A 26,595-nucleotide genomic window follows, 5' to 3' on the forward strand; every position below is an offset into this window, starting at 1 on the left:
TAACTAGCCCTTGGTGTCAGTTTCGGTTTCTGTAAATTCGATAATTGGCACCTTTATCTTTACCTCAATTCCCTTTTCTGGTTCCGAAAAACAACGGATTTCTCCTTTCAATAGCTGTGTAACCAAGTTGTACACGATATGCATACCCAAACCACAACCGCCTTGGCTGCGTTTACTTGTCACAAATGGTTCAAATACGGTTTTAAGCATACTTTGAGGCATGCCTTCTCCGTTATCCTGATAATTCATGTACCAATAATTGTCGTCAAGGGAAAACTCTATGTTTACCTCGCCACTGGAACGCTTGTCAAACCCATGAATAACAGAGTTATTTAGTAAATTGGTGAGTATTTGATATACCGCTCCTGCATAAGTGTTTATCTCGATGTCATCTTTGCCAGTGACTTTGATATCAATATTTTTCTTTTTGATGAGTGGCTCCAAGGAAGTCAGAACATCCTGAATATAGGTTTTTAGGTTGATTTGGCGACAAATTTCACTGGATTGATCTACCGCCACCTGTTTAAAGTTACCAATTAAGTTTTGTGCTCTATCTAAATTTCTAAAGATTAATTGATATCCTTGTGCCTGCTCTGCCAAAGCCTTACTCAAATCTTTTTGACTGAGCGTTTTATTTTGCAGCTTTTTGTCAATTTTCTGCATACTCTCTTCATTGTATGTCAACGCAGTCAATGCAACGCCCAAAGGTGTATTGATTTCATGGGCAATACCCGCAACTAAGCTACCCAATGACGCCATTTTCTCACTTTCTATCAATTCATCTTGGGTATGCTTAAGCTCCAACATAGCTTGTTCAAGCTTCTGATTTTTCTTATATAACTCGTCTGTTCGTACCGCTACTTTTATCTCAAGCTGTTCATTAAGTGCTTGCAGTGCGTTTTGATGTTGCTTTAATTCGGCTATGTCTTTAAGCGCCCCAGCTATGCGTATTGCTTGGCCACTACTGTCACGCTTTACCACCTTCCCTCTATCGAGTACCCATGCCCAGTGACCATCTAAGTCTTTGACCCTAATTGCTATCTCGTAACTTTGTGCGTCGCCATGAATACATAATTCGACTTTATCCTGTAAATGTGGACGGTCTTCTGGGTGTACAAACTGCCCTAAATCATCTAACGTCATGCGAGTTTGTGTGACGCCATAATCTACGCGTGGCGAAACACTATGCCTATAAATAGTGTGATCTGTTAAATGCCAATCCCATAATTCATCGCCACTGGCCCATAACGACAGTTCTAGACGTTGCTGTAAGTCTTGCATTTTTTTGTTCGCCCGCACAATTTGACGATAGCGACGCTGTCGTGCCTGAACAACAAACAGCACAACAAGTAGTATGCTCAGACCATAAGCGGCTTTAGAATAAACATTCCACCACCAAGGAGCGTTTACTTTAATCACAAAACGGTGCTTGGGTGATTGGATATTGAAGCGATTCAATGTATACGCTTCAACAACATAGTCACCGGGTTCTAAACGCAGCAAGTTCACCTGCCTCACACCGGAGGCCAACTTCAACCATTTGTTACTTAAGCCTAAAACTCGATAATAGAACTGTTGCTGTTCCGAACCGTAATCTAGGCTTGAGTATTGCAGTGAAACGATATTTTCATCATGTGCAAGCTGTAGTTCCTTAGCAAGCTCTGCCGAAGTATTCAAATGCCCACCAACACTAGGGAGTAGCGCTTTACCAAGCAGCTCGATATTACTTATAAGCAGTGGCTTTTCGCTTTTATCTATGTTGACTTTTTGTGGGTAAAACTGATTAAAGCCTTTAGCTCCGCCAACAAAAACACGTCCGTCCGGTGCTAACCACGCTGCATTGTAGTTAAATTCGTTGTCTTGAATGCCATCAATTGGTGAGAAGTTGTGAATTTCAAAATTAGCAGTATGAATTTGGCTCAACCCTCCACTACTACCAACCCAAATATGATCAAAACCATCGTAGACAAGCGCCCATATTGCGTTATTCGCCAATCCATTTTCTTGGCCTATGGTACGAACCAGCTCAAACTCAGCATTAACAAGCGACAGCCCCAACTCACTGGCAACCCACACATTGCCGTATTGATCTCGCTCCAACATAAACACCAAATCCGACACTAACCCAGCTTGGGTATTGATGTTATCTAATTGGCCATCTTCATATTTGAACAAACCATTACCAATAGAACCAAACCACAGTGCTCCATCAATATTCTTCATCGAAGAAACATGGCTTGGAGCCTCAATTGCGGCTGAAAAATAAGGTTCAACCGCGTTTTTGTGCTCTACATATTTGAGCAAACCAGATGTGCGCGAACTAATCAAAATATCGCCATTGTATTTAATTAAACTATTAAAAGTGAGTTCTGGTCCGTTGCCAAAGTCGGGCTTGAGGTGATCCACATGACCGCTGGCCACATCGAATTTAATTACACCATTCCCCCTTGTCGTCACCCACATCTGCCCACCAATAAATGCAACCTGAGTGATAAAACTTTTGTCCAATAAATCAAGCGCCGGATAAAGTTTATGAACAGCAAGAAACCCCTTGCCATCAAATGCATACAAACCACTTGAGGTGGCAAACCACAGCCTATCCTGACTGTCTATCGCAAAACTTCTAATGTCAGGGCTTAGCAATGGCGCTTGCGGGTAGCTAAAGTGACTTACATGACCGAATGACTCACTGAGTTTACTGAAGAAATGTAATCCCCTTGTTTCAGTGCCTAACCACAAGTCCTGATTTAAATCCCGCATCACAGTGATGACATTATTATCCATTAGCCCGCCTACTTGGAGAGGCCGTTTGTACCAATGGTTGATAAGCTGTCCCTGCCTATCTAGTAAGTACAAACCATTACTGCTTGCCACCAGCACTTCGTCACCGTTTACAGTTACATTATGCAGAGTCACACTATTGTCATTGGTAAAACTTCTGGACCACAAAACCCTTTCGTATAAGGTATCAAAGTAAATCAACTGCTGCATTTTACTGATTAGTACAATACGTTGGGCCGAAAAGCTCATTTTTTCATATTCACCACCAAGCAATAACTGTACTTCGCCAGACTCCTTTGAGAATTTCATTAAGCCCTGATCGCTCAGGTAATAATAACCATCTGTACGCTCTATCACATTGCGAATAAAACGTCCTGGCAGCACAACCTTGCTCGGCACAAGTGTGCCTTGATTTATTTGATAAACAACCCCATCTTCGGAAGAAACAACAACGTTAGGGCCATTGCAATCAAGGGAAATAACTCTGTCTGATGGAACATTCTCGTGCTGTTCAGATAAAAATGAAGTAAACGTACCTTTACCTGTGTGATATACGCTAAGACCCGTGCGAGTGCCTATCCAAACTTTATCAGCGCTAATACATAAATCCGTCACGAAGCCACCCGCAAGGCTATTGGAGTCTTGTTGTTTAGGGGTAAATTGTTTAAATTCATGACCATCAAAGCGGTTCAACCCCGCTTGCGTGCCAATCCAAATATAGCCGAATTGATCTTGTGCAAGTGCTGTTACCGTGACTTGACTGAGCCCGCTGCTGTAGTCGTAATGACGCATGATCTGAGCTGTATCGGTAAATTGCGGTACCGCATGGGCGAACTTAAATAGCAGCGCGAAGCATAAACACCATCTGAAATGCATATGATACCGAGTGACAGGACTTTTTATAAATATAGCAAAAGTTAGGCATTATAAAGGTAAGGCTGAACTACAGATGCTGATTCTAGAGCTAGTTAATCTAGCTCTAAGGTAAACTCCCTAACCCTACCGTCATTATGTAATAACTGATAACGGGCGAGTTTACCTTGCTCTAGCGTCACTAAACTGATTGCACTATCTGAAATCAGATAAGGTTGCTTGGTAGACTCAGTTATCAATGGATGCTTATTGACTTCCATATGCCAGCGTTTAGTGAAATAGTTCAAAGGGCTCCACGGTGCGTAGAGTATTGAATCAAGTCTATCTAAACACTTTATCAGCGTTTTAGGAAATTCGTTTTTAATCCCTGATGCCGTCAATTGCCAAATTCTATTGTCATGTTTACCAAAGCGGCTTTGCACAGAAAAACAAAATGAGTAATGCACGTCACCAGACAGAATAATTGTCTCTTTGGGAGTATCTGCTCGGCGAAATATTTCGAGCAGCTTTCGAGCGGACCCTTCGTGGGCCATCCAGTTTTCGACATCCACCAACAGCGGCTGGCCACAGAAATTAAAGATAGATTGGATAGCTTCTATTGATTTAACACCAAACACTGGCGCAGGTGAGACCAAAATGACTTCCCGTTCATCAAGTAACGTATCTTCAAGCTCCATAAGCATTTCCCAATCTAACAAACCACTGGGTTCATTAAAATTCTGCTCATTTCGCCAGCGATGAGTACGAGTATCGAGCACGACAACCTTAGGGACCGTATTTAAACAATAATGCCAGTGGGTGAAGCGATTAAGTGCTTTGTCCATTGCTTTGAACTGCCAAGTGTCGGCAAGTAAACTTCGTTCAAATTCGGCGCATAGACTGCCACTTTGCGCCATGGCATCATTACCCAACCCTTGAAATAGCCAATAGCTCAATAAGCCACTATTGATTATCCTGCGGCTGCTTTGATGTGCCGCAATTGCCTGCTCCCATCGTGCAGTCAAATTCCAATCATCGGTCACATCATGGTCGTCAAACATCATTAAAGTGGAGACATTGGCAAACAAACGTTGTGCTTTGGGTAAATCTTCAACAAAGTGCGTGATTGCCTCGAGCTGCGCAGCAAATGATTTTTGGAACTTTGTATTGCTGCCTAGATACTTGAGCTGGTCGTGATCGACTAATTGCCAGCATGTAGCGCTGAAATTAAGTAAATAGCAGGCAATAAACTCTTGAAAATAAACTAGGTGATTACCTGCACTGAGACTAGTAAAATGTGCTTCACCTCTTTTAAACCAGTAACTAAAGCTGAATTTTGAACAATCTTGCCACGGTGTTTTTGGTAAAAAATGTTGTCGGTTATACAACTGCTGTTGAATGTCATCGGGTAGTTCAGCAATATGTGCCTGCTCTTTATACAAACCTAAGACCGCTACCAACTGATTGATAGCCAGTAACATCGGACCTGCAACATCATCTGCATAAATTTGATCACCGGACATCAAAAGCAAGCTTGGCGTAGGTTCTCCGGCTTGTATCGCTTTTGCAAACAGGTCATCAGCAGCGGCTAATGAATCGCGACTGGGATGGTGAGGATTGCGACAAGAACCATGTAATACTTGTTCAAGCTGCACTGGTATCACAAGTTGCGCCGACGACTGTGACGTGTAACTAACATCTTCTAGCGAATAGGCGTCTTTATCCAAGAGTAACTGATAACTCAACGGCGTATCAGAATCGAACAACCCTGATAGAGGTTTAACAATAAGTACATTTAAAAAGCAGTGCTCACCCAACCTTAAGGTTTTTTGCTCAGTCGTGCACTGATAACCCTCAACCAACACAGTCACTTCATATTGTTTGCTGGTGACTAATTGCAAACAAATTGCTGCTTGCTCCGCTCTTCTGAGCATTGGACCAAGCAAAACTTTTGGTAGCAACTTATCGCTTTGCATCCGAACGCGGCGCCAACTGAAACAAGTTATAGAAATTATTGGTTGTAGCTTCTGCCAACTGTTTGTAACTGATCCCTTTTAGTTCTGCAATATAATAAGCAACATCCTGTACATATGCGGGTTGATTGGTTTTCCCTCTATGTGGCACTGGTGCGAGGTAAGGAGAATCGGTTTCGATCAGTAACCTATCTAATGGAATTTTTCTAACTACGTCTTTCAACTCAGTGGCATTTTTGAAGGTAACTATGCCAGATATTGAGATGTAAAAGCCCAAGTCTAAAGCTTGCTTGGCCATTTCCCAGTCTTCTGTAAAACAATGTAGAACGCCACCACAATTTTGCGCATTATGAGACTTCATCAGATTTATTGTGTCAGCTTTAGCATCGCGCGTATGAATAATCAGAGGCTTGTGCAATTCATTCGCAACATCAATATGACCAACAAAACTGTCTTGCTGCACCTTGTGGGTATCTTTGGAATAATAGTAATCCAACCCAGTCTCACCTATAGCGACAACTTTGGGATGGGTAGCCAAAGCACTTAATCTGGATTTATCCAATACATCTTTTTGGTCAAGGGGATGCACACCACATGATGCCGACACATCATCATACATTGAGATAGCTTCTAGCATGGTGGGAAATTGATCAAGCGTAACACTGACGCATAAAAAGTGTTCTACTTGTTTAGCGCGAGCTGCGGCAAGGATCTCAGGTAATTGTTGCCCAAGCTTTTCAAAATCAAGTCTATCTAAATGGCAATGCGAATCTACAATCATAACTACTCTTACATGGTGTAGGTGGGTTTATCAGAATTTAACGCCGTTCCCAGCTGTTTAATTATTCGGTCATTTACTCGGTCAGGATCATCAACAAAACTCACACCAGCACCCGGAGGGTTGGAGTTTTGTGCGCCTTGAGGTGTGATCCAAACGACTTTACCGACGATTTGATGCTCTTCGATTTCATCGGGAAGTGTCACTCGCAAAACGACACTTTGGCCTAGTTCAAAGCGCGCGTTACTTTTCACGAACAGTCCGCCCTGTTTTAATGTCGCCATATAGCATCGGTATAACTCGTCAGGTTCTTGAAGGTCTAAGAGCAATTCTTGCACCGGCTTTCCTATTCAATGATATTTTTTATTGTATTCATTAGCTTATTGAGTCCAAGCGATTGATTTAAACCCAATATCTGGCGCGTATCAGACATAAATTGATTGAGGGCCGCCTGCCCTTTGCTATAAGCCTGATACGAAAGCCCCTCTAACAGCTTTGCTTTGAGCCTTTGTTGTATAAACACACAAAACACCTCAAGCAATTCAGGGTGCTCATTTAAAATACCCTGCACTTGGCCGAAATTATGACTTGCTTTGATATCACATGCAAATCTGTGTAGCACATCAACTTTTTCAAATACGCCTTCATTAAACCATGCTTCAATCTTCAATGGTTGATGGAAGAAATGTGTCAACCAAGGAAACGTCAAGCCATTGGGAAGCATGTCTTGCAGCCAGTTTTGCGCATACTGAATATCCTCTACCGATACTTGAACCTTGCTACAACGGCTCAAAATCGTCGCTGAAAGCTGACTGATATCATCCGTTGTCAGCAGCAAGTATCGACCCGCATTAGGTTCTTCCAGAGTTTTCAATAAGGCATTTGCGGCTGAGTGAGTCATTTTATGGGCATTGGCTATCACGGCAACCTTGCGCCCACCTTGTTGTGCCGAATGATGCACAAAATCTGCAAGCCCTCGGATCACATCAACAGAAATACTTTGCCCTTGTGGAGTGATAACTAATAGGTCTGGGTGGGTTTGCGCCGCGATCAGTGTACAACTCTTACAATGACCGCACGCCATGAGCTGCAGATGTTGTTCACACAATATCGCCTGAGCGAGCTGTTTCGCCAGAGCCTGTTTACCCACCCCCGATGAACCATGGAGCAACTGAGCATGATGAAAGCGCCCTTGCTGTTGGCTAAGCCTGAAATTTTGCCAAAGCCTTTCGTGCCACTGGTACATTATCCAGTTACCTGATCAAAAAACTGCTTTAAAGCTTGAATAATATCAGCATGTACTCGCTCAATACTCTGATCCGCGTTGATTATCACACAGTGTTCATCTTCTTCAGCAAGTTGTAAGTAGCGAGCTCTGGTGCGTTCAAAAAAGCTCAACGCCTCCAATTCTATTCTGTCCAGTTCCCCTCGACCTTTGGCTCTTGCCAATCCAACCTCAGGAGGAATATCTAGATACAACGTTAGATCAGGTTTCAGTCCCTTTAATACGATATTTGCTAAAGAAGATAAGGTGCTCGTTGCCAAACCACGGCCTCCACCTTGATATGCTTGTGAAGACATATCGTGCCTATCTGCCAGTACCCATTGACCGCTATCTAATGCAGGGCGAATAACGTTATGTAGCAATTGAGCGCGTGCAGCATACATCATGAGCAGCTCTGATTCAGCTGCCACTTCCTCAACATGCTGTTGTTTAATTAGCTCTCTCAGAGACTCAGCTAAAGGTGTGCCTCCCGGTTCCCGAGTTTGCACAAAGTCAATTTCATGCTGCTGCAAGAATTGTTGACATATGGCCATTGCCGTTGACTTTCCGGCACCTTCAAGGCCTTCTATTACAATAAATTTAGCTGTCATTATTACTCTTTAAAATATACTTTTTTACCGCTTGATTATGTTCGCGCAAACTCTTCGAAAATTGGTGCTGTCCATTACCTTTTGACACAAAATAGTAATATGGTGTCTGCTCCGGCTGCGTAGCAGCATAAATCGCTTCTGCTGAAGGCATTGCAATTGGGGTCGGTGGCAACCCTTTTATTCTATATGTATTGTACGGCGTATGCTCTTTTAGATGCCGACGTTTTATGTCCCCATCAAAATCGTCTCCCAAACCATAAATCACTGTGGGATCTGTTTGCAAACGCATATTACGATTTAAACGATTAATAAACACCGATGCGATGGTCGCTCTTTCTGGCGCGTGCCCTGTTTCTTTTTCGATGATTGAAGCGAGGATCAAAGCCTGATAAGGCTCTTTGAGAGGTAAAGCGTCCATACGCTGTTGCCATGCCTGGTGCAATACTGTTTGCATCTTCTCTTTGGCTCTGTTTAGCACCGCGCTTGCGCTCGTATAGGCCTCATAATGATAAGTTTCAGGTAATAACCACCCCTCAGGCGCACCATCCAACTGCATTGCTTCAATGAGCTCCTGCTCATCGCTTGGATAAACAACAAACGGGCTGTTTTTTAATTTTTTTAAGATATTTTGAAATGTATCACCCGCAATGATTGTAAAGCTAAACTGCTTTTGCTCGCCACGATGTATTTTGCCTACCGCTTCTAATACCGTCATTCCTGCTAGCTCATACACACCGGCCTTTAGGTGAAACAGCTCCGGTACAAATTTAGCGTAAACCTGATATTTCAAGCACGACTCTAGATACCCTTTCATTTGCCAATCATTACACAAGCGATTAAACCCAGTGCCCTGAGATACTTCATATATCTCGCTTGTGATGGTTAACGGCTCATGTTTGATCGCCTGAAAACTGTGATAAATATAGGCTGATGCTCCCAGCAGCACCAGCAGGAAAAATAATGTTAGCTTTTTTATCATAACATCCCCGACTCTAATTGAGATTTGAGTTTCCGTGCAAGGGATAAATTAAATTGGTCGCCAGCTAAAGACTGAACAAACATACAGCCCATCAAACTATTGCATACAAACAAGGCGTCCATAGCTTGTAGATCTTGGCGCTTTAGTTCCACCTTTTCTATATGATTATTTCGTTCAAGATACTGTAAATAAACACCTAAAATACCACTATTATGCAGTATCGGTGTATAGGCTTTACCCTCCTTCACGCAAAGTAAATTACCCACCGACGTTTCAATGACATTACCGACGATATCCTCAACCAATACATCATCGCAGTCATACTGCTGAGCTTCCTGTTTGATAAGAACTTGTTCTAAACGATTAAGCGTTTTTAATCCGGCAAGTAGTGGTTGATGACCAAGTTTGGTTTGCGCATATTGCAAGCGCAGGCCACTGTTGTGCATTGCATGATAGTGCTCTGGGTATGATGATGTCTGAACGATGACCTTAGGATTGGCATTTTTTGGTGGTAAGTATCCTCGCCCGCCTTCACCTCGTGTGATCACTATCTTAAGCACACCTTCGGCTATACTCATACACTGCTTGTGACAGTAGTCTTCAAGAGATTGCCAGTCCAGCAGTGGAAAACTTAGGCGTTGTTGGCAGGTTTTCAGTCGCTGCAAATGCAGATCCCACAATAAAACTTGACCATGCTGAACGCGGGCGGTGGTGAAAAAGCCATCGCCGTATAGTAGCCCACGATCATAACTGGATACCGATTTTTCTTGTATTATTTCCATATCCTACCCACAAAAAAGCCCGGCATCGCCAGGCTCTTTATTATCTGCCTAAACAGCATTATACCTTTTTAAACAGCAACGAGCCATTGGTTCCACCAAAGCCAAATGAGTTACATAAAGCATACTCAAGCTTTGCGTCACGTGCAGTGTGAGGTACATAGTCTAAATCACACCCTTCATCTGGATTATCCAAATTGATAGTCGGCGTCACTTGCTGGTTGACAAGTGATAAGGCCGTGATGATTGACTCAACTGAACCCGCAGCGCCGAGTAGGTGTCCCATCATAGATTTAGATGAACTCACCATTACCTGCTGTGCCGCTGCACCAAACACAGACTTAACCGCCTGAGTTTCCGCTTTGTCACCCGCGTGTGTTGATGTGCCATGGGCATTAATATAACCAACTTGCTGTGCATTCACGCCCGCATCATTCAATGCATTGGTCATTGCTAAAGCTGCACCAGCGCCATCTTCCGGTGGAGATGTCATATGGTAGGCATCGCCACTCATACCAAATCCAACCAGTTCCGCGTAGATTTTCGCGCCGCGCGCTTTGGCGTGCTCGTACTCTTCAAGTACCATTACACCTGCCCCGTCAGCCAATACAAAACCATCGCGATCTCTATCCCACGGACGAGAAGCAGCCTGAGGATCGTATTGCGAGAAGACAAAGCCCGCGCCGCACAGAATCCACCCATACCAATCGGTGTTGAAGCTTTCTCTGCGCCACCCGCTACCATAGCATCAGCATCGCCATACGCAATCATACGCGCAGCATGACCAATGTTATGTAGGCCTGTTGTACACGCTGTAACGATTGAAATATTAGGGCCACGCAAATTGTGCATAATTGAAAGATGACCAGATATCATATTGATGATGGTCGATGGCACATAAAATGGCGATAACTTACGAGGGCCACTATTTAGTAGCTTGATGTGGTTTTCTTCAATTAATGTTAAGCCACCAATCCCAGAGCCTACGGCTACGCCGATGCGATGGGCATTTTCATCAGTCACTTCCAAACCAGAGTCTTGGATAGCTTGCACCCCTGCCGCGATACCATATTGGATAAACAAATCCATTTTTTTGGTTTCTTTTTTAGGCATGTATAGGGTTGCATCAAAGTCGTTGACTAGGCCCGCAAATTTGGTTCCGAAAGATGATGTGTCAAAGTGAGTGATGTTTTCGATGCCACTACGGCCATCTAATAAGCCCTGCCAGGTTGACGCTACATCGTTACCCAGCGGCGTCAACATACCCAAGCCAGTTACTACGACTCGACGTTTAGCCACGGTTTCCTCCAAAAAGGGATTATTATTTTATGAGGGGTATAAAAAACTAAGGGCAGCGAGTGCTGCCCTGAGTGTTCGCTAATTACTCAGCGTGAGCAGTAACGTAATCGATCGCTGCTTGAACAGTAGTGATTTTCTCTGCTTCTTCGTCAGGGATCTCAGTATCGAACTCTTCTTCAAGAGCCATAACAAGTTCAACAGTGTCTAGAGAGTCAGCACCTAAATCGTCAACGAAAGACGCTTCTGATTTAACTTCTTCTTCTTTAACACCTAGTTGCTCGATAATGATTTTTTTTACGCGTTCTTGAATATCGCTCATTCTTCTTTCCTTTATTAAAACGCATTTGCGTTATTTTCAGATTGCGGCGTAGTTTACGGCGCATAATACTGTGATTCAAGGATTTGCTCAGAATTTTTTATCTGGTCAAACCTCTTAGTTAATATTTTCTACTTTTATCGCTCATTTTAATAGCAATTTCAAGTATGTTTGCAGCAAGATCACAAAAAATTAAACAGGCATTGTGACCCGTACCATTTTATACCATGTACATCGCGCCATTTACGTGCAATGTTTCACCCGATACGTACGCTGCTGCATCAGACGCTAAATAACAAACCGCCGCTGCGATTTCTTCTGGTTGACCTAAACGGCCAGCTGGTACGTTTGCAAGCGTCGCTGCTTTTTGCTCATCTGTTAGCTCGTTGGTCATATCTGTTTGGATAAAACCAGGTGCAATGACATTGACAGTAATACCACGAGAAGCCACTTCTCGCGCTAAAGATTTAGAAAAACCAATTACACCGGCTTTCGCCGCAGCATAGTTTGCTTGTCCGGCATTCCCCATAGTTCCTACAACAGAACCAATATTAATGATACGACCAGACTTTTTCTTCATCATTGGGCGCAATACAGCTTTTGACAAACGATAGATAGAGCTCAGGTTGGTGTCAATAATATCGTCCCATTCACTATCTTTCATGCGCATCAGCAAGTTGTCACGAGTGATACCCGCATTATTAACCAGTACATCGATGTCGCCTAGGTCAGCTTTAATGGCTTCCAATGTTGCAGCTATCGAGTCTGCATCAGTCACATTTAGCGCATAACCTTTACCATTTGCACCAAGATACTCACTGATTTTACCTGCACCAGACTCACTCGTGGCTGTACCTGCAACCTTAGCGCCTTGTGCAACTAGAGCTTCTGCAACGGCTTTGCCTATACCTCGGCTCGCGCCTGTCACTAAAACGACCTTGCCTTCTAATGAAAATAATTTACTCATGGTATTTTTCTTCTCTAATTATTTTGCTGTTGATATAGATGCAATGTCGTTCACCGCACTGCACGCAACAGATTTATCAATACGTTTTGTTAATCCAGTGAGTACTTTCCCTGGTCCAAATTCATAAGCTTGAGTGATGCCTTGTTTAGCAAGTAATTGCACCGTTTCTGTCCAACGTACTGGGCTGTACAATTGACGGACAAGCGCATCTTTAATTTCTTGCTCTGTTGTCGCAACGACAACATCCACATTGTTGATAACATCACATTTTGCTTCAGCAAAGTTTAAATTTGCTAAATCCGACGCTAACTTTTGTGCTGCCGGCTTCATCAATTCACAATGCGAAGGTACGCTCACAGCTAGTGGCATCGCGCGTTTGGCGCCAGCTTCTTTACAAGCCTCAGATGCACGCTCCACCGCTTCTTTGTGTCCTGCAATCACAACCTGACCGGGAGAATTATAATTAACAGGAGCAACAATTTGCTCAGCGGCCGCATCACGACAAGCAGCTTCAATCGCAGCATCATCTAAACCAATAATAGCGGCCATTGAGCCAACTCCCGCAGGCACGGCCTCTTGCATGTACAAGCCGCGATTCTCGACCAGTTTAACAGCCTCGGCCAGTGACATAACACCTGCGCAAACTAACGCGGAGTACTCACCCAAACTGTGACCTGCCATCACTACTTCTTGTTCTTGGTTTTCATTTAACCAGTGACGATAAACTGCCACGCTTGCGGTTAATAACGCTGGTTGCGTACGGTGAGTTTGATTTAACTCTTCTTCTGGACCGTTGGACACCAATGCAGCGAGGTCATAACCTAGTGCTTCTGACGCCTCAGCAAATGTGTGCTTAACTATGTCTGAGGACGCTAATAATTCTGACAACATGCCAACGGCTTGTGAGCCTTGGCCTGGAAACAAAAGTGCAATTTTTTGTGACATATTGTGCTCTTCTAGATAATAATTACGCCACGTAAATTCGGTTACGACAAAACTGTTATTTGCCGAATGACGATGGCGGATGTTCTGATTTTGCTGCTATCTGCGCAAAAGTTGCTTGAATCTTTTCTGGAATGCGGCGTTCGACTTCTCTGGCAGCTTCCTCAATCGCAGCAAGAAACGCTTTATTCGAAGCATTTCCATGACTTTTCACTACAATACCCCGCAATCCTACCAGACTTGCGCCGTTATACTGGTCGGGGTTCACCCTTTTATATAGTTTTTTTATCACTGGGCGTAAAGCAAATGCTAATATTCGGTACAAAACGTGCTTTTTAAGCGCTTTTGTAAACTTATGCATTATAAGTTTAGCTATTCCTTCACAGGTTTTCAGTGCTACGTTACCAACAAACCCTTCACATACAATTACATCCGCTTTGCCCGAGAACATATCACTGCCCTCGCAATAACCTTGATAATTAATGTGCTCAGTACTTTTCATCATCTTCGCGGCTTGCTTAATGCCTTCATGACCTTTTATGTCTTCTGAGCCGATATTTAGCAAACAAACTTTTGGACGTTCAATAGATAATGCTTGTCCTGCGACAATGGATCCCATGATGCCAAATTGAAATAGTGTTTCCGCGTCACAGTGAACGTTTGCCCCTAAGTCGAGCAAATAAACGGGTTGTTTCTTTTCGGTGGGTACGGAAGAAATTAAAGCTGGGCGCTTGATACCAGGTAGCATTTTCAATACATAATGTGCCATAAAAAACAAAGCTCCCGTATTACCAGAGCTAACACAGGCTTGAGCTTGGCCTTCTTTAACGAGATCGAGTGCAATACGCATTGAAGAGGCTTTTTTGTTTCGTAAAGCCAAAGCAGGTTCACAGCTATTGGTGACAACTTCTGGGCAATGTTTGATGATCAGGCGAGGATGATTTAATGAATCTAATTTATTTAAGCCATCACGGATAACGACTTCGTTACCACATAGGAGTAGCGTTAAGTTGGGATGCTTATTGACAGCATTGACTGCTGCGGGGATAGATGAACGGGGGCCGTAATCGCCCCCCATCATATCTAACGCTATGGTTAGATGAGTCAGCATAAAGCAATCTCTTATTTAGAAATTACTTTAACGCCTTTGTAGTAACCATCTGCAGTCACGTGGTGACGACGGTGAGTCTCACCTGAAACTTGATCTACAGTTAAAGCTGGTCCACTGATTGCATCGTGTGAACGACGCATGCCACGACGTGCGCGAGACTTTTTGCTTTTTTGTACTGCCATTAGCCTTCTCCTAAGAATCTTTCTTAAGTTGTTTTAAAATTTCAAATGGATTTGGTTTGCTCTCTTGCGATTCTATTTCTCCGAAGCTGGCAGGCTCGTCAGAATAGGCGCATGATGCTTCGTCGTGAGTAGGAACAATTGGAATCGCCAAAATCAATTCGTCTTCTATTAGTTGACGAAGATTGATTTCACCTTCTTCATTTAGCTCCACCACATCGTAGCATTCGGGAAGATCATCCGACTCTGTACCTAATCCAACAGGAGAATAAGCAAAGTCTTGTACCAAATCCAACCCTAATTCATCATTACATCGCTGACAAATAACAGTAAGGTGTGCGCGAATACTTCCGCTAACAACAACTAACCCTTGCTCATCATTTTTGCAATGAATGTTTACCGCTATTTCACCTGATTGATCTTGTACAACTTGCTCTAAACGAGAAAGTTCTTCAAGCTGAACAACTCCGTCATAACTTAAACGACGCTGAGCGGCTCTACAAGGATCAAGGGTGATGGGAATTTTCACCTTTTGCATAGGGGCTGCATCATATAGATAGTTAGTGGCTTAGTCAAAATAAAAATCAAACTTTCCTTTGTTTTTCGCGTTATTGCGCCCTATCCTACCGGCATTGTTAAATTGACCCGTGAGTATTTATGAAAATACCTCTTATTCTAGCCTCAAGTTCACCATTTAGGCAGTCTATTTTAAAAAAACTCAATCTACCCTTTAACAGTTTCTCGCCCAACATTGATGAATCGCCAATGGCTGATGAGTCCGCTGAGCAATTAGTCTTGCGACTGAGCGAATTAAAAGCAAAAAGCGCCAAACAGCATTTTACCAAAGGCCTTGTGATTGGATCAGACCAAGTGGCGCTGCACAATGACGTGATTTTAGGTAAACCACATAACAAGGAAAACGCTATCAAGCAATTATGTCGTTTTAGTGGCGATAAAGTGACATTTTTAACGGGCCTTTGCTTGTATGACATTGAATCTGATACCGCCACGACGATTGTCGAGCCGTTTCACGTACATTTTAAAGTACTCACAAAAGCGCAAATTGAAGCATATTGTGATGCGGAGCAGCCTTATCAATGTGCTGGCAGCTTTAAAAGTGAAGGACTAGGTATTTGCTTGTTCGAAAGGCTCGCGGGAGACGACCCAAACAGTTTGGTTGGTCTCCCTTTGATACGTCTGAACCAGTTACTCGCAGAGCGCGGTTTCGATGTTTTGAGTTTGCAGTCTAACTGCTAACTGAGCATAGTCATTACAAATAGCCAGTGCACAGCTTTGCTTTAACTGCTCGACACTGGCTGCACCACAGCTCATCGCAATCGCATCAATGCCAGCGTTCTCGGCCATTTTCATATCAAGTAAAGAGTCACCGATCATTACAGCATCTTCGGGCTCAATATCTAGCTCGGTCAAAATTTGCAAGATCATATCTGGGTCTGGTTTGGATTTCGCCTCATCTGCCGTACGAGTCGTCACAAAGCAATCTCCTAAGCCCGTTTTTGCAAACATATTTTCAAGCCCTGCTCGGCCTTTGCCTGTTGCCACGGCTAACAGAACACCTTGCGCTTTTAAACTGCGAATATAGTCTTGTGCGCCATCAAAAAGAGGGGTGTCGGTATTATCACCGTACTTATACTGGTGCTGGTACGCTTGCGCAAGTGAAGCCCAGTGTTCTTCGTCGTTTGGAAATAAGGTAGCAACAGCCGTATCTAAAGATAAGCCAATAATTGCAGAAGCCTTTTCATCGCTGGGGATAGCAACCCCCACGCTATGCGCTGCAAGTTTTAGTGTGTTAACGATTTTTGGCACGGAATCCATTACCGTTCCATCCCAATCGAAAATAACTAGCTTATATTGCATTTACTCTTCCCTTAGGGTCTTTAAACAATTCAATAGTGCCTTATCCAAAGGCGCTTCAACATGCACAGTGGTTTCTGTTTTAGGATGTAAAAAGCGCAAATCGTGAGCATGAAGGAACAATCTGCTCAGGCCACGTCCGCGCATCTTTGCATCAAACACCTGATCGCCATATTTATCATCACAGGCGATTGGGTGTCCCTTACATTGGGTATGAACTCGGATCTGATGGGTACGTCCTGTCACAGGTGATGCCTGAACTAAAGTACAGTCATTGAACCGCTCTAACACTCTAAAACGTGTGTGAGACGGTTTACCTTGTTCTTCGTCCACCCGAACCACCCGCTCTCCGGATTGTAAGGTATTCTTACGCAGAGGCTCGGTAACATTTTTTATTTTTGCCGCCCATTCACCACTCACCAATGCCCAGTAGTTCTTTTCCATGGTTTTTTCACGTAGCTGCTCATGCAGCCCTTTTAAAATGGAGCGACGTTTTGAAATAAGCAAACAGCCAGACGTGTCTCTGTCCAAACGATGTACTAACTCTAAGCTCTTTTCATCAGGTCTGAGCACACGTAAAGCTTCAATCAAGCCATAACTCAACCCACTCCCACCGTGTACAGCCATTCCTGAGGGCTTATTTATAACTATCAAATACTTGTCTTCAAATATAATGGCATCTTCCAATGCCGATATCTTATCTAAATTACGTGGCACAAACTCTTCGCGCTCAGCGGTTTTAATTGGCGGAATGCGTACCTGATCATCAATTTGTAAACGATACACCGGTTTTACACGTTTTTTATTTACCCGTACTTCGCCTTTACGCAAAATTTTGTACACAGCACTCTTTGGCACACCTTTTAAATGGGTGACCAAAAAGTTATCAACCCTTTGACCCTCTTGATCTTCGGTAATGGTAACGAAGCTAACTTTTAAACCGGACTTTTCTGACATTGCCTAATCACTGATTTGAGTAATAATTTAGTTGCTATCACGAGGGTATTAGTGGGATAATCGGCTCGCAATTTTGCGAAACCGCTTTTTTAATCGCAAAATACTAATCGTGAAGCACATCATGGGTGTCAGATCATACAGATTGAAGCTGGGATTTCCAAAGCTTTTGTCACACCCGAACAAACACGTGCGTTTAGCCCCTTACGATGCGCGTAATAGATCGTAAGTGAGATTAAGCACGATTAAAAACAGAAAAAGCAAGAAATAAATATATTTGTCTGATAGTTAGCAACGCCGAGCCATTTAGCCCGTGCGAAAACCAAATGCAAATGCATCGCCCAATACAGAGCAGAGTTTGGCAAAATCCAAATCTGGTATTGCAAGGCAGGTTACTGTGAAATGTTCTTAATTTTCCCCAGTCGTGAGACTGCATTAAAACCAATGGAACACTAAATTGGCTCCCGCTGAGACAGTCAGGCTCGACTAAATTTGAAAGTAGAGTAACAATATGAAACGTATGCTGATCAATGCCACGCAGCAAGAAGAAATGCGCGTAGCACTGGTTGACGGCCAAAGGCTATACGATCTTGATATCGAAAGCCCAGGTCACGAACAGAAAAAAGCCAATATATACAAGGGTAAAATTACCCGCATCGAACCCTCTTTAGAAGCCGCCTTCGTTGATTATGGTGCCGAGCGCCACGGTTTCCTTCCTCTTAAAGAAATAGCCAAAACATACTTCCCCAATGGTTATACCTTCAATGGTCGTCCAAATATCAAGGATGTCATTAGAGAAGGTCAGGAAGTTATCGTTCAGGTCGATAAAGAAGAACGTGGTCAAAAAGGCGCCGCATTAACGACCTTTATCAGCGTTGCTGGTAGTTATTTGGTGTTAATGCCGAACAACCCTCGAGCTGGCGGTATTTCTCGTCGCATTGAGGGTGATGAGCGCATTGAACTTAAAGAAGCTTTGAGCCGTTTAGAATTACCTAAAGGTATGGGACTTATCGTTCGTACCGCAGGTGTAGGCAAGTCGTACGAAGAACTTGAATACGACCTCAAGGCCCTGCTAGTACACTGGCAAGCCATTCAAGAAGCCGCTAACAGTGGCAAGGCTCCGTTCTTAATTCATCAGGAAAGTAACGTTATTTTCCGCGCAATTCGTGATTATTTACGTCGTGATATCGGCGAAATTCTTATCGATAAGGCCCGCGTGTTTGAAGAGGCAAAAGCACATATCGAACGTTTTAGACCCGATTTCATGAGTCGTGTTAAGCTTTACCAAAACGATGTGCCACTATTCACACACTACCAAATTGAAAGTCAGATTGAATCCGCTTTCCAACGTGAAGTAAGACTACCTTCAGGTGGTTCTATTGTTATTGATCCTACCGAAGCATTAACCTCTATCGACATCAACTCCTCTAAAGCAACTAAAGGTGGTGATATCGAAGAGACTGCGCTAAACACTAACTTAGAAGCGGCAGATGAAATTGCTCGCCAGTTACGTCTACGTGACTTAGGCGGTTTGATAGTTATCGATTTTATCGATATGACACCGCCGCGCCACCAGCGAGAAGTTGAAAACCGTTTGAAAGATGCTGTTCGCCCTGACCGAGCACGTGTACAGATCGGCAAAATTTCACGTTTTGGCCTATTAGAGATGTCACGACAGCGATTACGTCCAAGCCTTGGTGAAGCGAGTCAGCATTCTTGCCCTCGTTGTAGCGGACAAGGAACGATACGCTCGAATGAGTCAATTGCCCTATCGATTTTACGTTTAATTGAAGAAGAAGCGATTAAAGACAATACAGCACAAGTCAATGCACAAGTGCCTGTAGCGGTTGGCGCTTTCCTCTTAAACGAGAAGCGAAAATCTGTACACCGTATTGAAAAGCGTCACAACTGTGATGTGGTGATAATTCCAAATCAGCATATGGAAACCCCACATTACGAAGTATTGCGCCTACGTAAAGATGAAACATCACAAGCAGCAAGTTATGAGCAAATAACAGTACCTGAGCCAGAAGCGCTTGATGTCTCTCGTACCCTTGCAGTTGTGAAAGAAGAGCCTGTGCTTAAAGGTGTGGTTATGCCTACAGCCCCTGCTCCAGCACCAGTTGCTGAAAAACCTGCCAAACCTGTTGCTACCAAGTCTGAACCTGGACTTCTAACGAAAATTGGTAATTGGTTGAAAGGCTTATTTAGTTCTGTATCTGAAGAGAAAGAAACAGAGAAAGAACAAGAGAAGAAGAAATCGTCTGAGCACAGGTCGCGTCGCGATAATGATAATCGCCGTCGTGGTCAAAACCGTCGCCGTAGTAATACAAAGAAAAGAGACGATCAAACGTCAAGCGGTAATACAGAGCAAGAAACTCGTAGTTCAGATAACCGCACAGCAAATGACAACCGTGAGAAAGGCGAAGGTCGTAATAAACGCCGCCGTCAAAATCAACGTAAGCGTAATGACACCAACAAGTCAGACACGCAAAGTCAAAGTGAGTCTCTGAACGTTGAAAAAGTCGACAAGCCAGAAAACGTTGAAGTAGAAGCTAAAGAAGTCAAGGTTAAACCTCGTCGCCAACGCCGTAACTTACGTAAAAAAGTACGCTTAGACGATCAAGTTGATGCGAGTAATGCGGTTAAAGAAGACAGCACTACTACAACACAAGATGTAAAAGCGCAGGAAAACACGACTGCACCATCAGTATCGAGTGAATTAGAGCACGCAACTGAATCTTCACAAGCTGAAGTGAATGCGTCTCAAACTAACGAGACTGTGACTCAAAATGTAGCGGAGCAAGATAAACCTGTTGCAGCAAACGAGTCTAATGAGCAAGTAGTAGAAAAAGATGATGAGTCGAAAGAAGATGCGCCAAGAACACGCTCTCGTCGCTCTCCTCGTCACCTTCGCGCTGCGGGTCAACGTCGTCGTAAACCTGAAGGCGACAAAGAAGCGGAGCCAGCATTTATACCCGTTGCTGACCAAGCCGCAGCTGAGTATGAAGCGCAATTAAAGGCACAAGAACAGCAAACGTCTGCACATACTGATGTAGCTATTACTGCTGAAACAGAAGTAGATGCAAAACAACAAGCAGCTCAAGATGATGCAGCCGTTGATACAGTCTCTGTAGACGAAGCCACTGAACAGCACTCTGTAGTACAGGAAACTGATAGTGCAGCTGGCGAAACGGATGTTGAAACACAGCCGAAAGAACCAGTAGCTGAAACAAACGTTGAAATGCAGGCCAGTGATACGGTAGAAGCTGATGTTGAAACACCAGCAACTGATGCAGCTGCTGATACTGTAGAAACAGCTGTTGAAACACCAGCAACTGATGTAGCTGCTGATACTGTAGAAACAGCTGTTGAAACACCAGCAACAGATGTGGCTGCTGATACTGTAGAAACAGCTATTGAAACACCAGCAACTGATGTGGCTGCTGATACTGTAGAAACAGATGTTGAAACACCAGTAACTGAATCAACAGAATCTGAAGTTGAAACCAGCACGCAGAGCGCAGAGCCTACTGTTGATACCTCTGATACAGGAGAGCCAGAAGCAACTGTGCCAGAAATTGTGGAGCCTAAACAAGCCCCACTCAGTCAAGGTGCTAAAGCCATAGAGAAAGCTCGCGTACGCTACACCAACACCGCGAGTTCACCAATGACAAAAGCCTCAAGTGTAGAAGAAGCTCAAGAGGTAATCACACCTTCCGCTATGCCTCATGAGGCACGCGAAGTGGTGGCTAACTCTGGTTTATCTGCCGGTTCAAAAGCACCAACAGGCAAAGCAAGCTCTGCGATGGCCTCGACCATGGCAGCTTCATCGGCAATGCCCTCTGAAGCGCAAGCTAGCCACGCTGAATAGCAATATTCAAAAATGAAAAAGGCCGCATTAGCGGCCTTTTTGCTTTACAAAATAGTGAAACTCACAAGTTTATTAAAGTCTCCATACAAAGGAATTATGAGCTTGTTCGCAATATAGAAATTTGACTTTACATTTATTTACAGTGGGGTATGTACCTCAACACCTTGTTTATTATTTCCTTTTTCGCAATTCTCACTCAAAACATCAGTGTTCCACTAACAGCACCATTCCAAGAGTCTATTATTTAGTGTAAAATTCCACCAAAATGGAGATTTTGCGGGAAAAGTGCATTAAATACTGTCGCTTAAGTCATTATCGACACCTCCCTAAAGTCAGTAAAAACACACCTTTAACTGCTCTTCTTAGCAGTAAATTTGGAATATTTAAGTTATGTTTGATCATTTGAATACAAACAAAAGGCTTGTTTGTATCGCGGTGGCTATGTCACTACTTAGTGCATGTGGCGGTGGAGAGTCCGGCTCAACAAAACCAACTCCTGATGTGGGGACAGATAAAGTTACAGAAATTAGCTATCCTATTCATGGGGTTGCGGTAAAAGGGCCGCTAAAGTTTGCGGACGTTAAAATATATCAGTTCGATAAACTATCACCCAATGGTCTAGGTAAACTACTCGGGACAGCTGAAACAGATAGTACCGCAAAGATCAAAAGCTTATCGCTAAAAGGTGAACTACAAGACTTTTTTATCATCGAGTACACGGCTAATGAGCTAACTGTTGATATTACTACAGGGCAAGCGCCTGTTTTTAACGTGTTGCGTGGTATTTTTAGTGCAGAACAAATCAAAGCAAACCAGCCATTGTATGCAACACCACTATCAACATTAACAGTCAAACTTGCTCTACATAAAACTGTATCTGGGTTGAGTACTTCTCAAGCTATTGACGCAGCAGAAAAGGAAGTAAAGTCCCTTTTTGCATTCGGTATGGATAGCAATGTCAGTCTGTTGACTACACCTCCGCTATTAACGGACGCTACCGTAGAAAATGTTCAACAGCGTAACACTTGGTACGTGCGAACTATCAATGAGATAAACGCCGCATTAGTACATCAATTGCATCTTACTATTGCAGATGAGCAACTCTCTGTTGACCACTTACTTGATGAACTCGTTTCTGACGTAAAAGATGGTAAGTTAGATGCTCAATCGAATACTGATACCCTCTCGTACGACGAAGACAGTATTTCGGTATTACTAACGCCCGTTCATGCTCTTAATATACCTAGCACTGAGATACTGCTAGTTTCGGAGCTAAGTCGTGTCATGGTAGAAGAAACCACCACCACTGGTTATAGCACAGTAGATACATCTGCAATGAGTAGTTCAGAGCTGGTGCTAAACAATGCTCATATCTTAATGAACATTGACATTGATGGTGATGGTATCAACAATGTTGACGATCTAGACAATGACAATGACGGAATCATCGACACTGATGATACGGATGATGATAACGATGGTTATGGCGACACGCTAGACGCATTCCCGTTCGATCCTACCGAATGGTTAGATACAGACTCAGATGGATTAGGTAACAATGCAGATTCAGATGATGATAATGACGGCGTTAATGATGAAGACGATGTTTTCCCTCTCAATGGCAGTGAGTGGCTAGATACCGATAATGATGGTATAGGTAACAACTCTGACACAGATGATGACAACGATGGTTATGACGATGCCACCGACTCATTTCCGTTAAACCCTTCCGAGTGGTTTGATACAGATTTAGATGGTATCGGTAACAATGCTGATACAGATGATGATAACGATGGTCATGAAGACACGAATGACGCCTTTCCTTTGAATGCTCAAGAGTGGCTGGACACTGATGGAGATGGGATCGGCAATAACGCTGATGCTGACGACGACAACGACAATGTGCCTGATTCAACAGATGCATTCCCCACAGACCCTAATGAGCAATTAGACACCGACAATGACGGTGTAGGTAACAATGCTGATCCTGATGATGATAATGACGGTTTCCATGACGATCAAGATGCTTTTCCTTTAAACAGTCAGGAGTGGATCGACACAGATCTAGATGGTATTGGCAACAATGCCGATACCGATGATGATAACGACGGTGTTGTTGATAGCCAAGATGCATTCCCGCTCAACCCTTCAGAGTCACATGACGCAGATGGCGATGGTGTTGGTAATAACCAAGACCCGGACGATGATAATGATGGTCAACCAGATACGGAAGACCATATACAATTGAATGGTGCCGAGAGTAGTTATGCGACAGGTGAGTTTATCAATCTTAGGATCAAAGGCTTTGGAAAATATTTCGAGGTACTGTCGGCAAGTAATGGTTGGCATGTTACGTATTATACCTACGATAAAGCATCTCCAGAGAATCATATTCAGCGCTATATAAATGAAGGCTACTACAACGGTGTCTATGACTCCGATACTAAGGAATGGGTCGTCTCATTCCCTGCTGTTGAATATTCTGGTAATTTCGAAACACAGGTCACTTTGTATTGCTCAAGACCTGATAGCATCTGTGGTGGCCAATACAACTCTAATGGCTGGCAACAAAACATTTCTTACACCGTAGAATGCACATCTGGGGACAACTGCGAATATTTGCCAGAGCCAGAGCCAGAGTCTGCTGTGAACATCTCAGATAGTGAAGAGTCTTCACAAGCCTCGTCATTATTTACACGTCGCAATGGTGATGTACTGGCACTGTACGTTTCAGGTATAGCTAATAGGCATGCAGTGGTCAGCACTTCAACGGACGATGGCCAAACATGGCCTCTAAGTTCATCACCAACATCTCCATACTCCGAGAACACGAGCAGTGAAAGTTGGCTTTTTGTATGAAGACTCTAACAATAACTTGTTTTTGACCACTAGATGTAATGCGTCATCTATATGTGTCTTTAAGTATGACAGTGGCACCACATGGTACGAACTATCTGAGATAGATTTTTCTGAGTACAAAACGTGTAATGACAACCATGAATGTTTCCAACATCCTTTCTTAACAGGTTCAATGCTTCAACTACCAAGTGGCAAGTACATCCTCAGTTTTACAGCTTCACTGGGCGAAGACTATGAAGATCGCAATGTCTATATTAGAACCTCGTATAATCTTAGAAGTTGGACTGAGCCAAAACAAGTTGGAGGCTACCAAGGTTCTGACAGCAAAGTGCGCACAATTCTATTGCCAGATAATAGAGTACTCATGACCTATTACTCTAGTGAGCATCAGTCTATGATCGTTTCGATTTCCAATGATGGAGAAAATTTCGAAGAGATCCAGAGATTTCCAACTAGTTTCGTGTTTGGTGTATCATTGATCGAACATAATGGTGCCGTAAGGTTGTTCTATACAAATTCTTCTAAAATTCTCTATACAAGAAAATTCGAACAAGATGATCGTTTTTCCAGTAAAGTTAATGTTAGATATGTCGACTCTTTTGAGCCGCATGTCACTGAACTTTCTGATGGGACACTTGGCATTATATACAGCAAAGATCTCAACGAGCAACGAGATGTCTTTTTTGAAAACATAGGCAAAATACAGAACTAAACTTCATAAAAAACCGGGCTATTAAGCCCGGTTTCTTATTATTTTACGTAATGCACGAGTAAAAATAGCTTTTGCTATTAAACTTAAATTTCCTGATAAAGCGGCTCTCGCTCAAGGACTCGTTTGAGGTAATGCTTAGTTTCGTCGTAGGGTAAACCACTCTCGAGCGCTTCTAACACTCGCTCAGGCGTCATAGAATTAATAATACGACTGGCGTTGCGAATATTTCTCGAACCATCGCTGTTAAACACTCTGGCCACGTTGCCTGCTCCGGTATTATATGCTGCTATCATGCAGTACTTACGGCTCAATGGATCATTAATATGCTTTAAGTAACGCTTATCTAGTATATGAAGATATGCTGTTCCCGCTTCGATGTTATTGTCTTCTATATATAAATAAGTGCTGGGCATAGGTTCATCGCGACTGTATAAAAAGCGGTTAACATCGACACCTGCACTGGTAGGTACAATTTGCATAAGTCCATATGCTGGGATTGCTGACTTAGCTAAAGGGTTAAAATGACTCTCAGTATGCATGACCGAAAAAACAAGGCTCGGGACAATGTCAAATCGTTTGCTTTGCTTTGCTACCGTACTGATATAAGTTTGAGCTCTGGCAGGACGCTTAGTGTGCTCAGGTAATTTAAAGGTAAATTCACTCACCTTTTCTTTGTTTGGCGTCGTTTTTGCTAACTCTCTAATATTCGTTTTTAAACGTTCAAGACGCTTAGTCTTCAACCGCTCTAACTGTTGGCGTTTCTGTTTGAGCAGCAGTTTTGCTTCTTCTTCTTGCTCAGGTTCTGTAGGCTGTGCGAGCTTGTCATCAAGTTGACGTTCTACCAGCTGGATCTGCTGTTGAGTTTGCTTCTTGATTTGCTGCTTGGCTTGAAGTAGAGATTTAGCCCTACGACTATTATCTATCTCATATTCAGTCACGGGTTTGAAATCAGCTTGCTTTATCTGAGTAATAAAATCCCCAAAGAATACCTCTAGTACTGCATTGTCAACAGCTGGTAAAAGCTGCTGAAACTCTCGGTAGGCATCTTCAGGTGTCAGCTTTAGATCATCGGAGTGACGCAGACTAACGGTAAGAGTGTTGCTTTCAAAATCAATATTTAGTCGTGCATTATTTTCTTGATTGTAATGTACGAAACGCGCTTGCTCTGAAATTTGCGCTTCACCCCAGCTAGATATCAGCTCATTCCTAAACTCATCGAATTCAGCGAAGTGTAGCTCAACAAAGTCACTAAATTGCTGTATATGATTGGATTTGAATTGCTCAAATTCATCCTTGGCAGTTGTGTTTTGATAGCTGCTTTGCCATTGCGACATTGCCTCATTCAACTCACTAAATAACAGTGATTGAGTCGCAAACGTCGGTTCACTTATGGTCGCCAAAGTGGCGTATCCGATGGCACCAAGCATGAGAGTTTTTTTCACCATTGCCGCTCCTTTTATAGCAATAATGACCACCGAGGGATGACACGC

At 43.2% G+C, this 26,595-nt stretch carries 21 protein-coding genes and 1 pseudogene; 4 read left to right on the top strand and 18 right to left on the bottom strand.

The features are described 5' to 3' along the window. Positions 1-3: 3 nt before the first annotated feature. The 15 genes and pseudogenes from C2M32_RS11140 to yceD form a co-directional block, all read right to left on the bottom strand. Entirely contained in the window at positions 4-3,657 is a 3,654-nt protein-coding gene (locus C2M32_RS11140) for a sensor histidine kinase (protein WP_105168493.1), read from the bottom strand. 92 nt (positions 3,658-3,749) lie between these two features. After that, positions 3,750-5,609 (bottom strand): metallophosphatase, encoded by a 1,860-nt coding sequence (locus tag C2M32_RS11145; protein WP_105168494.1) that lies wholly within the window; start codon positions 5,607-5,609, stop codon positions 3,750-3,752. Then, complete coding sequence (locus C2M32_RS11150) at positions 5,596-6,387, bottom strand: TatD family hydrolase (RefSeq protein WP_105168495.1); 792 nt, start codon at positions 6,385-6,387, stop codon at positions 5,596-5,598. The genes C2M32_RS11145 and C2M32_RS11150 overlap by 14 nt, the downstream gene beginning before the upstream one ends. A gap of 8 nt (positions 6,388-6,395) precedes the next feature. Then, positions 6,396-6,722, bottom strand: a complete 327-nt coding sequence (locus tag C2M32_RS11155) for a PilZ domain-containing protein (RefSeq protein WP_105168496.1) — start codon at positions 6,720-6,722, stop codon at positions 6,396-6,398. An 8-nt stretch (positions 6,723-6,730) separates the two neighbouring features. Then, positions 6,731-7,630: a DNA polymerase III subunit delta' gene (holB, locus tag C2M32_RS11160; RefSeq protein ID WP_105168497.1), complete on the bottom strand. Its 900-nt coding sequence runs from the start codon at positions 7,628-7,630 to the stop codon at positions 6,731-6,733. Beyond that, complete coding sequence (gene tmk / locus C2M32_RS11165) at positions 7,630-8,259, bottom strand: dTMP kinase (protein WP_105168498.1); 630 nt, start codon at positions 8,257-8,259, stop codon at positions 7,630-7,632. The genes holB and tmk overlap by 1 nt, the downstream gene beginning before the upstream one ends. Continuing rightward, complete coding sequence (mltG, locus tag C2M32_RS11170) at positions 8,249-9,235, bottom strand: endolytic transglycosylase MltG (protein ID WP_442792715.1); 987 nt, start codon at positions 9,233-9,235, stop codon at positions 8,249-8,251. The genes tmk and mltG overlap by 11 nt, the downstream gene beginning before the upstream one ends. Beyond that, a complete protein-coding gene (gene pabC / locus C2M32_RS11175; protein ID WP_105168500.1) occupies positions 9,235-10,020 on the bottom strand; it encodes an aminodeoxychorismate lyase in 786 nt (261 codons plus the stop codon). The genes mltG and pabC overlap by 1 nt, the downstream gene beginning before the upstream one ends. A gap of 58 nt (positions 10,021-10,078) precedes the next feature. Beyond that, positions 10,079-11,316 (bottom strand): annotated as a pseudogene (gene fabF, locus C2M32_RS11180) (beta-ketoacyl-ACP synthase II). An 82-nt stretch (positions 11,317-11,398) separates the two neighbouring features. Continuing rightward, on the bottom strand, positions 11,399-11,635 hold the full coding sequence (gene acpP / locus C2M32_RS11185) for an acyl carrier protein (protein WP_070985135.1): 237 nt from the start codon (positions 11,633-11,635) through the stop codon (positions 11,399-11,401). A 217-nt stretch (positions 11,636-11,852) separates the two neighbouring features. Beyond that, positions 11,853-12,599, bottom strand: a complete 747-nt coding sequence (gene fabG, locus C2M32_RS11190) for a 3-oxoacyl-ACP reductase FabG (protein ID WP_105168501.1) — start codon at positions 12,597-12,599, stop codon at positions 11,853-11,855. An 18-nt stretch (positions 12,600-12,617) separates the two neighbouring features. Further along, entirely contained in the window at positions 12,618-13,544 is a 927-nt protein-coding gene (gene fabD, locus C2M32_RS11195) for an ACP S-malonyltransferase (RefSeq protein ID WP_105168502.1), read from the bottom strand. Positions 13,545-13,599: 55 nt separating this feature from the next. After that, positions 13,600-14,652, bottom strand: a complete 1,053-nt coding sequence (plsX, locus tag C2M32_RS11200) for a phosphate acyltransferase PlsX (RefSeq protein ID WP_105168503.1) — start codon at positions 14,650-14,652, stop codon at positions 13,600-13,602. 11 nt (positions 14,653-14,663) lie between these two features. Next, positions 14,664-14,834: a 50S ribosomal protein L32 gene (gene rpmF / locus C2M32_RS11205; protein ID WP_010374010.1), complete on the bottom strand. Its 171-nt coding sequence runs from the start codon at positions 14,832-14,834 to the stop codon at positions 14,664-14,666. Between the two features lie 10 nt (positions 14,835-14,844). Beyond that, positions 14,845-15,369 (bottom strand): 23S rRNA accumulation protein YceD, encoded by a 525-nt coding sequence (gene yceD / locus C2M32_RS11210; RefSeq protein ID WP_105168504.1) that lies wholly within the window; start codon positions 15,367-15,369, stop codon positions 14,845-14,847. A 119-nt stretch (positions 15,370-15,488) separates the two neighbouring features. Here yceD and C2M32_RS11215 point away from each other — a divergent pair, with 119 nt between their 5' ends. Further along, positions 15,489-16,088, top strand: a complete 600-nt coding sequence (locus C2M32_RS11215; RefSeq protein ID WP_105168505.1) for a Maf family protein — start codon at positions 15,489-15,491, stop codon at positions 16,086-16,088. Here C2M32_RS11215 and C2M32_RS11220 read toward each other — a convergent pair. Both C2M32_RS11220 and rluC read right to left on the bottom strand, forming a co-directional pair. After that, positions 16,038-16,709, bottom strand: coding sequence for an HAD-IA family hydrolase (locus C2M32_RS11220; RefSeq protein ID WP_105168506.1), 672 nt, complete (start codon positions 16,707-16,709; stop codon positions 16,038-16,040). The genes C2M32_RS11215 and C2M32_RS11220 overlap by 51 nt on opposite strands. Next, complete coding sequence (gene rluC / locus C2M32_RS11225) at positions 16,710-17,663, bottom strand: 23S rRNA pseudouridine(955/2504/2580) synthase RluC (RefSeq protein WP_105168507.1); 954 nt, start codon at positions 17,661-17,663, stop codon at positions 16,710-16,712. Between the two features lie 508 nt (positions 17,664-18,171). Between rluC and rne the strand changes: the two genes are divergently transcribed. The 3 genes from rne (at position 18,172) to C2M32_RS11240 (ending at position 25,105) form a co-directional block, all read left to right on the top strand. Further along, on the top strand, positions 18,172-21,534 hold the full coding sequence (gene rne / locus C2M32_RS11230) for a ribonuclease E (protein WP_105168508.1): 3,363 nt from the start codon (positions 18,172-18,174) through the stop codon (positions 21,532-21,534). A 441-nt stretch (positions 21,535-21,975) separates the two neighbouring features. After that, on the top strand, positions 21,976-24,393 hold the full coding sequence (locus C2M32_RS11235) for a thrombospondin type 3 repeat-containing protein (RefSeq protein ID WP_234401280.1): 2,418 nt from the start codon (positions 21,976-21,978) through the stop codon (positions 24,391-24,393). A 22-nt stretch (positions 24,394-24,415) separates the two neighbouring features. Further along, positions 24,416-25,105: a sialidase family protein gene (locus C2M32_RS11240; protein WP_158678209.1), complete on the top strand. Its 690-nt coding sequence runs from the start codon at positions 24,416-24,418 to the stop codon at positions 25,103-25,105. 83 nt (positions 25,106-25,188) lie between these two features. Here the strand turns inward: C2M32_RS11240 and C2M32_RS11245 are convergent, their stop codons facing one another. After that, a complete protein-coding gene (locus C2M32_RS11245) occupies positions 25,189-26,550 on the bottom strand; it encodes a transglycosylase SLT domain-containing protein (RefSeq protein WP_234401281.1) in 1,362 nt (453 codons plus the stop codon). Positions 26,551-26,595 lie beyond the last annotated feature (45 nt).

It is taken from the genome of Pseudoalteromonas sp. T1lg23B, from assembly GCF_002964665.1.
Taxonomy (GTDB): domain Bacteria; phylum Pseudomonadota; class Gammaproteobacteria; order Enterobacterales; family Alteromonadaceae; genus Pseudoalteromonas.

Coding starts and splice junctions, on each gene's coding strand:
- C2M32_RS11245 (WP_234401281.1), bottom strand. CDS start 26,550: ATGGTGAAAAAAACTCTCATGCTTGGTGCCATCGGATACGCCACTTTG.
- C2M32_RS11220 (WP_105168506.1), bottom strand. CDS start 16,709: ATGCAATATAAGCTAGTTATTTTCGATTGGGATGGAACGGTAATGGAT.
- C2M32_RS11235 (WP_234401280.1), top strand. CDS start 21,976: ATGTCACTACTTAGTGCATGTGGCGGTGGAGAGTCCGGCTCAACAAAA.
- yceD (WP_105168504.1), bottom strand. CDS start 15,369: ATGCAAAAGGTGAAAATTCCCATCACCCTTGATCCTTGTAGAGCCGCT.
- acpP (WP_070985135.1), bottom strand. CDS start 11,635: ATGAGCGATATTCAAGAACGCGTAAAAAAAATCATTATCGAGCAACTA.
- C2M32_RS11150 (WP_105168495.1), bottom strand. CDS start 6,387: ATGATTGTAGATTCGCATTGCCATTTAGATAGACTTGATTTTGAAAAG.
- rpmF (WP_010374010.1), bottom strand. CDS start 14,834: ATGGCAGTACAAAAAAGCAAAAAGTCTCGCGCACGTCGTGGCATGCGT.
- fabD (WP_105168502.1), bottom strand. CDS start 13,544: ATGTCACAAAAAATTGCACTTTTGTTTCCAGGCCAAGGCTCACAAGCC.
- tmk (WP_105168498.1), bottom strand. CDS start 8,259: ATGACAGCTAAATTTATTGTAATAGAAGGCCTTGAAGGTGCCGGAAAG.
- rne (WP_105168508.1), top strand. CDS start 18,172: ATGAAACGTATGCTGATCAATGCCACGCAGCAAGAAGAAATGCGCGTA.
- C2M32_RS11215 (WP_105168505.1), top strand. CDS start 15,489: ATGAAAATACCTCTTATTCTAGCCTCAAGTTCACCATTTAGGCAGTCT.
- C2M32_RS11140 (WP_105168493.1), bottom strand. CDS start 3,657: ATGCATTTCAGATGGTGTTTATGCTTCGCGCTGCTATTTAAGTTCGCC.
- C2M32_RS11145 (WP_105168494.1), bottom strand. CDS start 5,609: ATGCAAAGCGATAAGTTGCTACCAAAAGTTTTGCTTGGTCCAATGCTC.
- plsX (WP_105168503.1), bottom strand. CDS start 14,652: ATGCTGACTCATCTAACCATAGCGTTAGATATGATGGGGGGCGATTAC.
- pabC (WP_105168500.1), bottom strand. CDS start 10,020: ATGGAAATAATACAAGAAAAATCGGTATCCAGTTATGATCGTGGGCTA.
- holB (WP_105168497.1), bottom strand. CDS start 7,630: ATGTACCAGTGGCACGAAAGGCTTTGGCAAAATTTCAGGCTTAGCCAA.
- rluC (WP_105168507.1), bottom strand. CDS start 17,663: ATGTCAGAAAAGTCCGGTTTAAAAGTTAGCTTCGTTACCATTACCGAA.
- fabG (WP_105168501.1), bottom strand. CDS start 12,599: ATGAGTAAATTATTTTCATTAGAAGGCAAGGTCGTTTTAGTGACAGGC.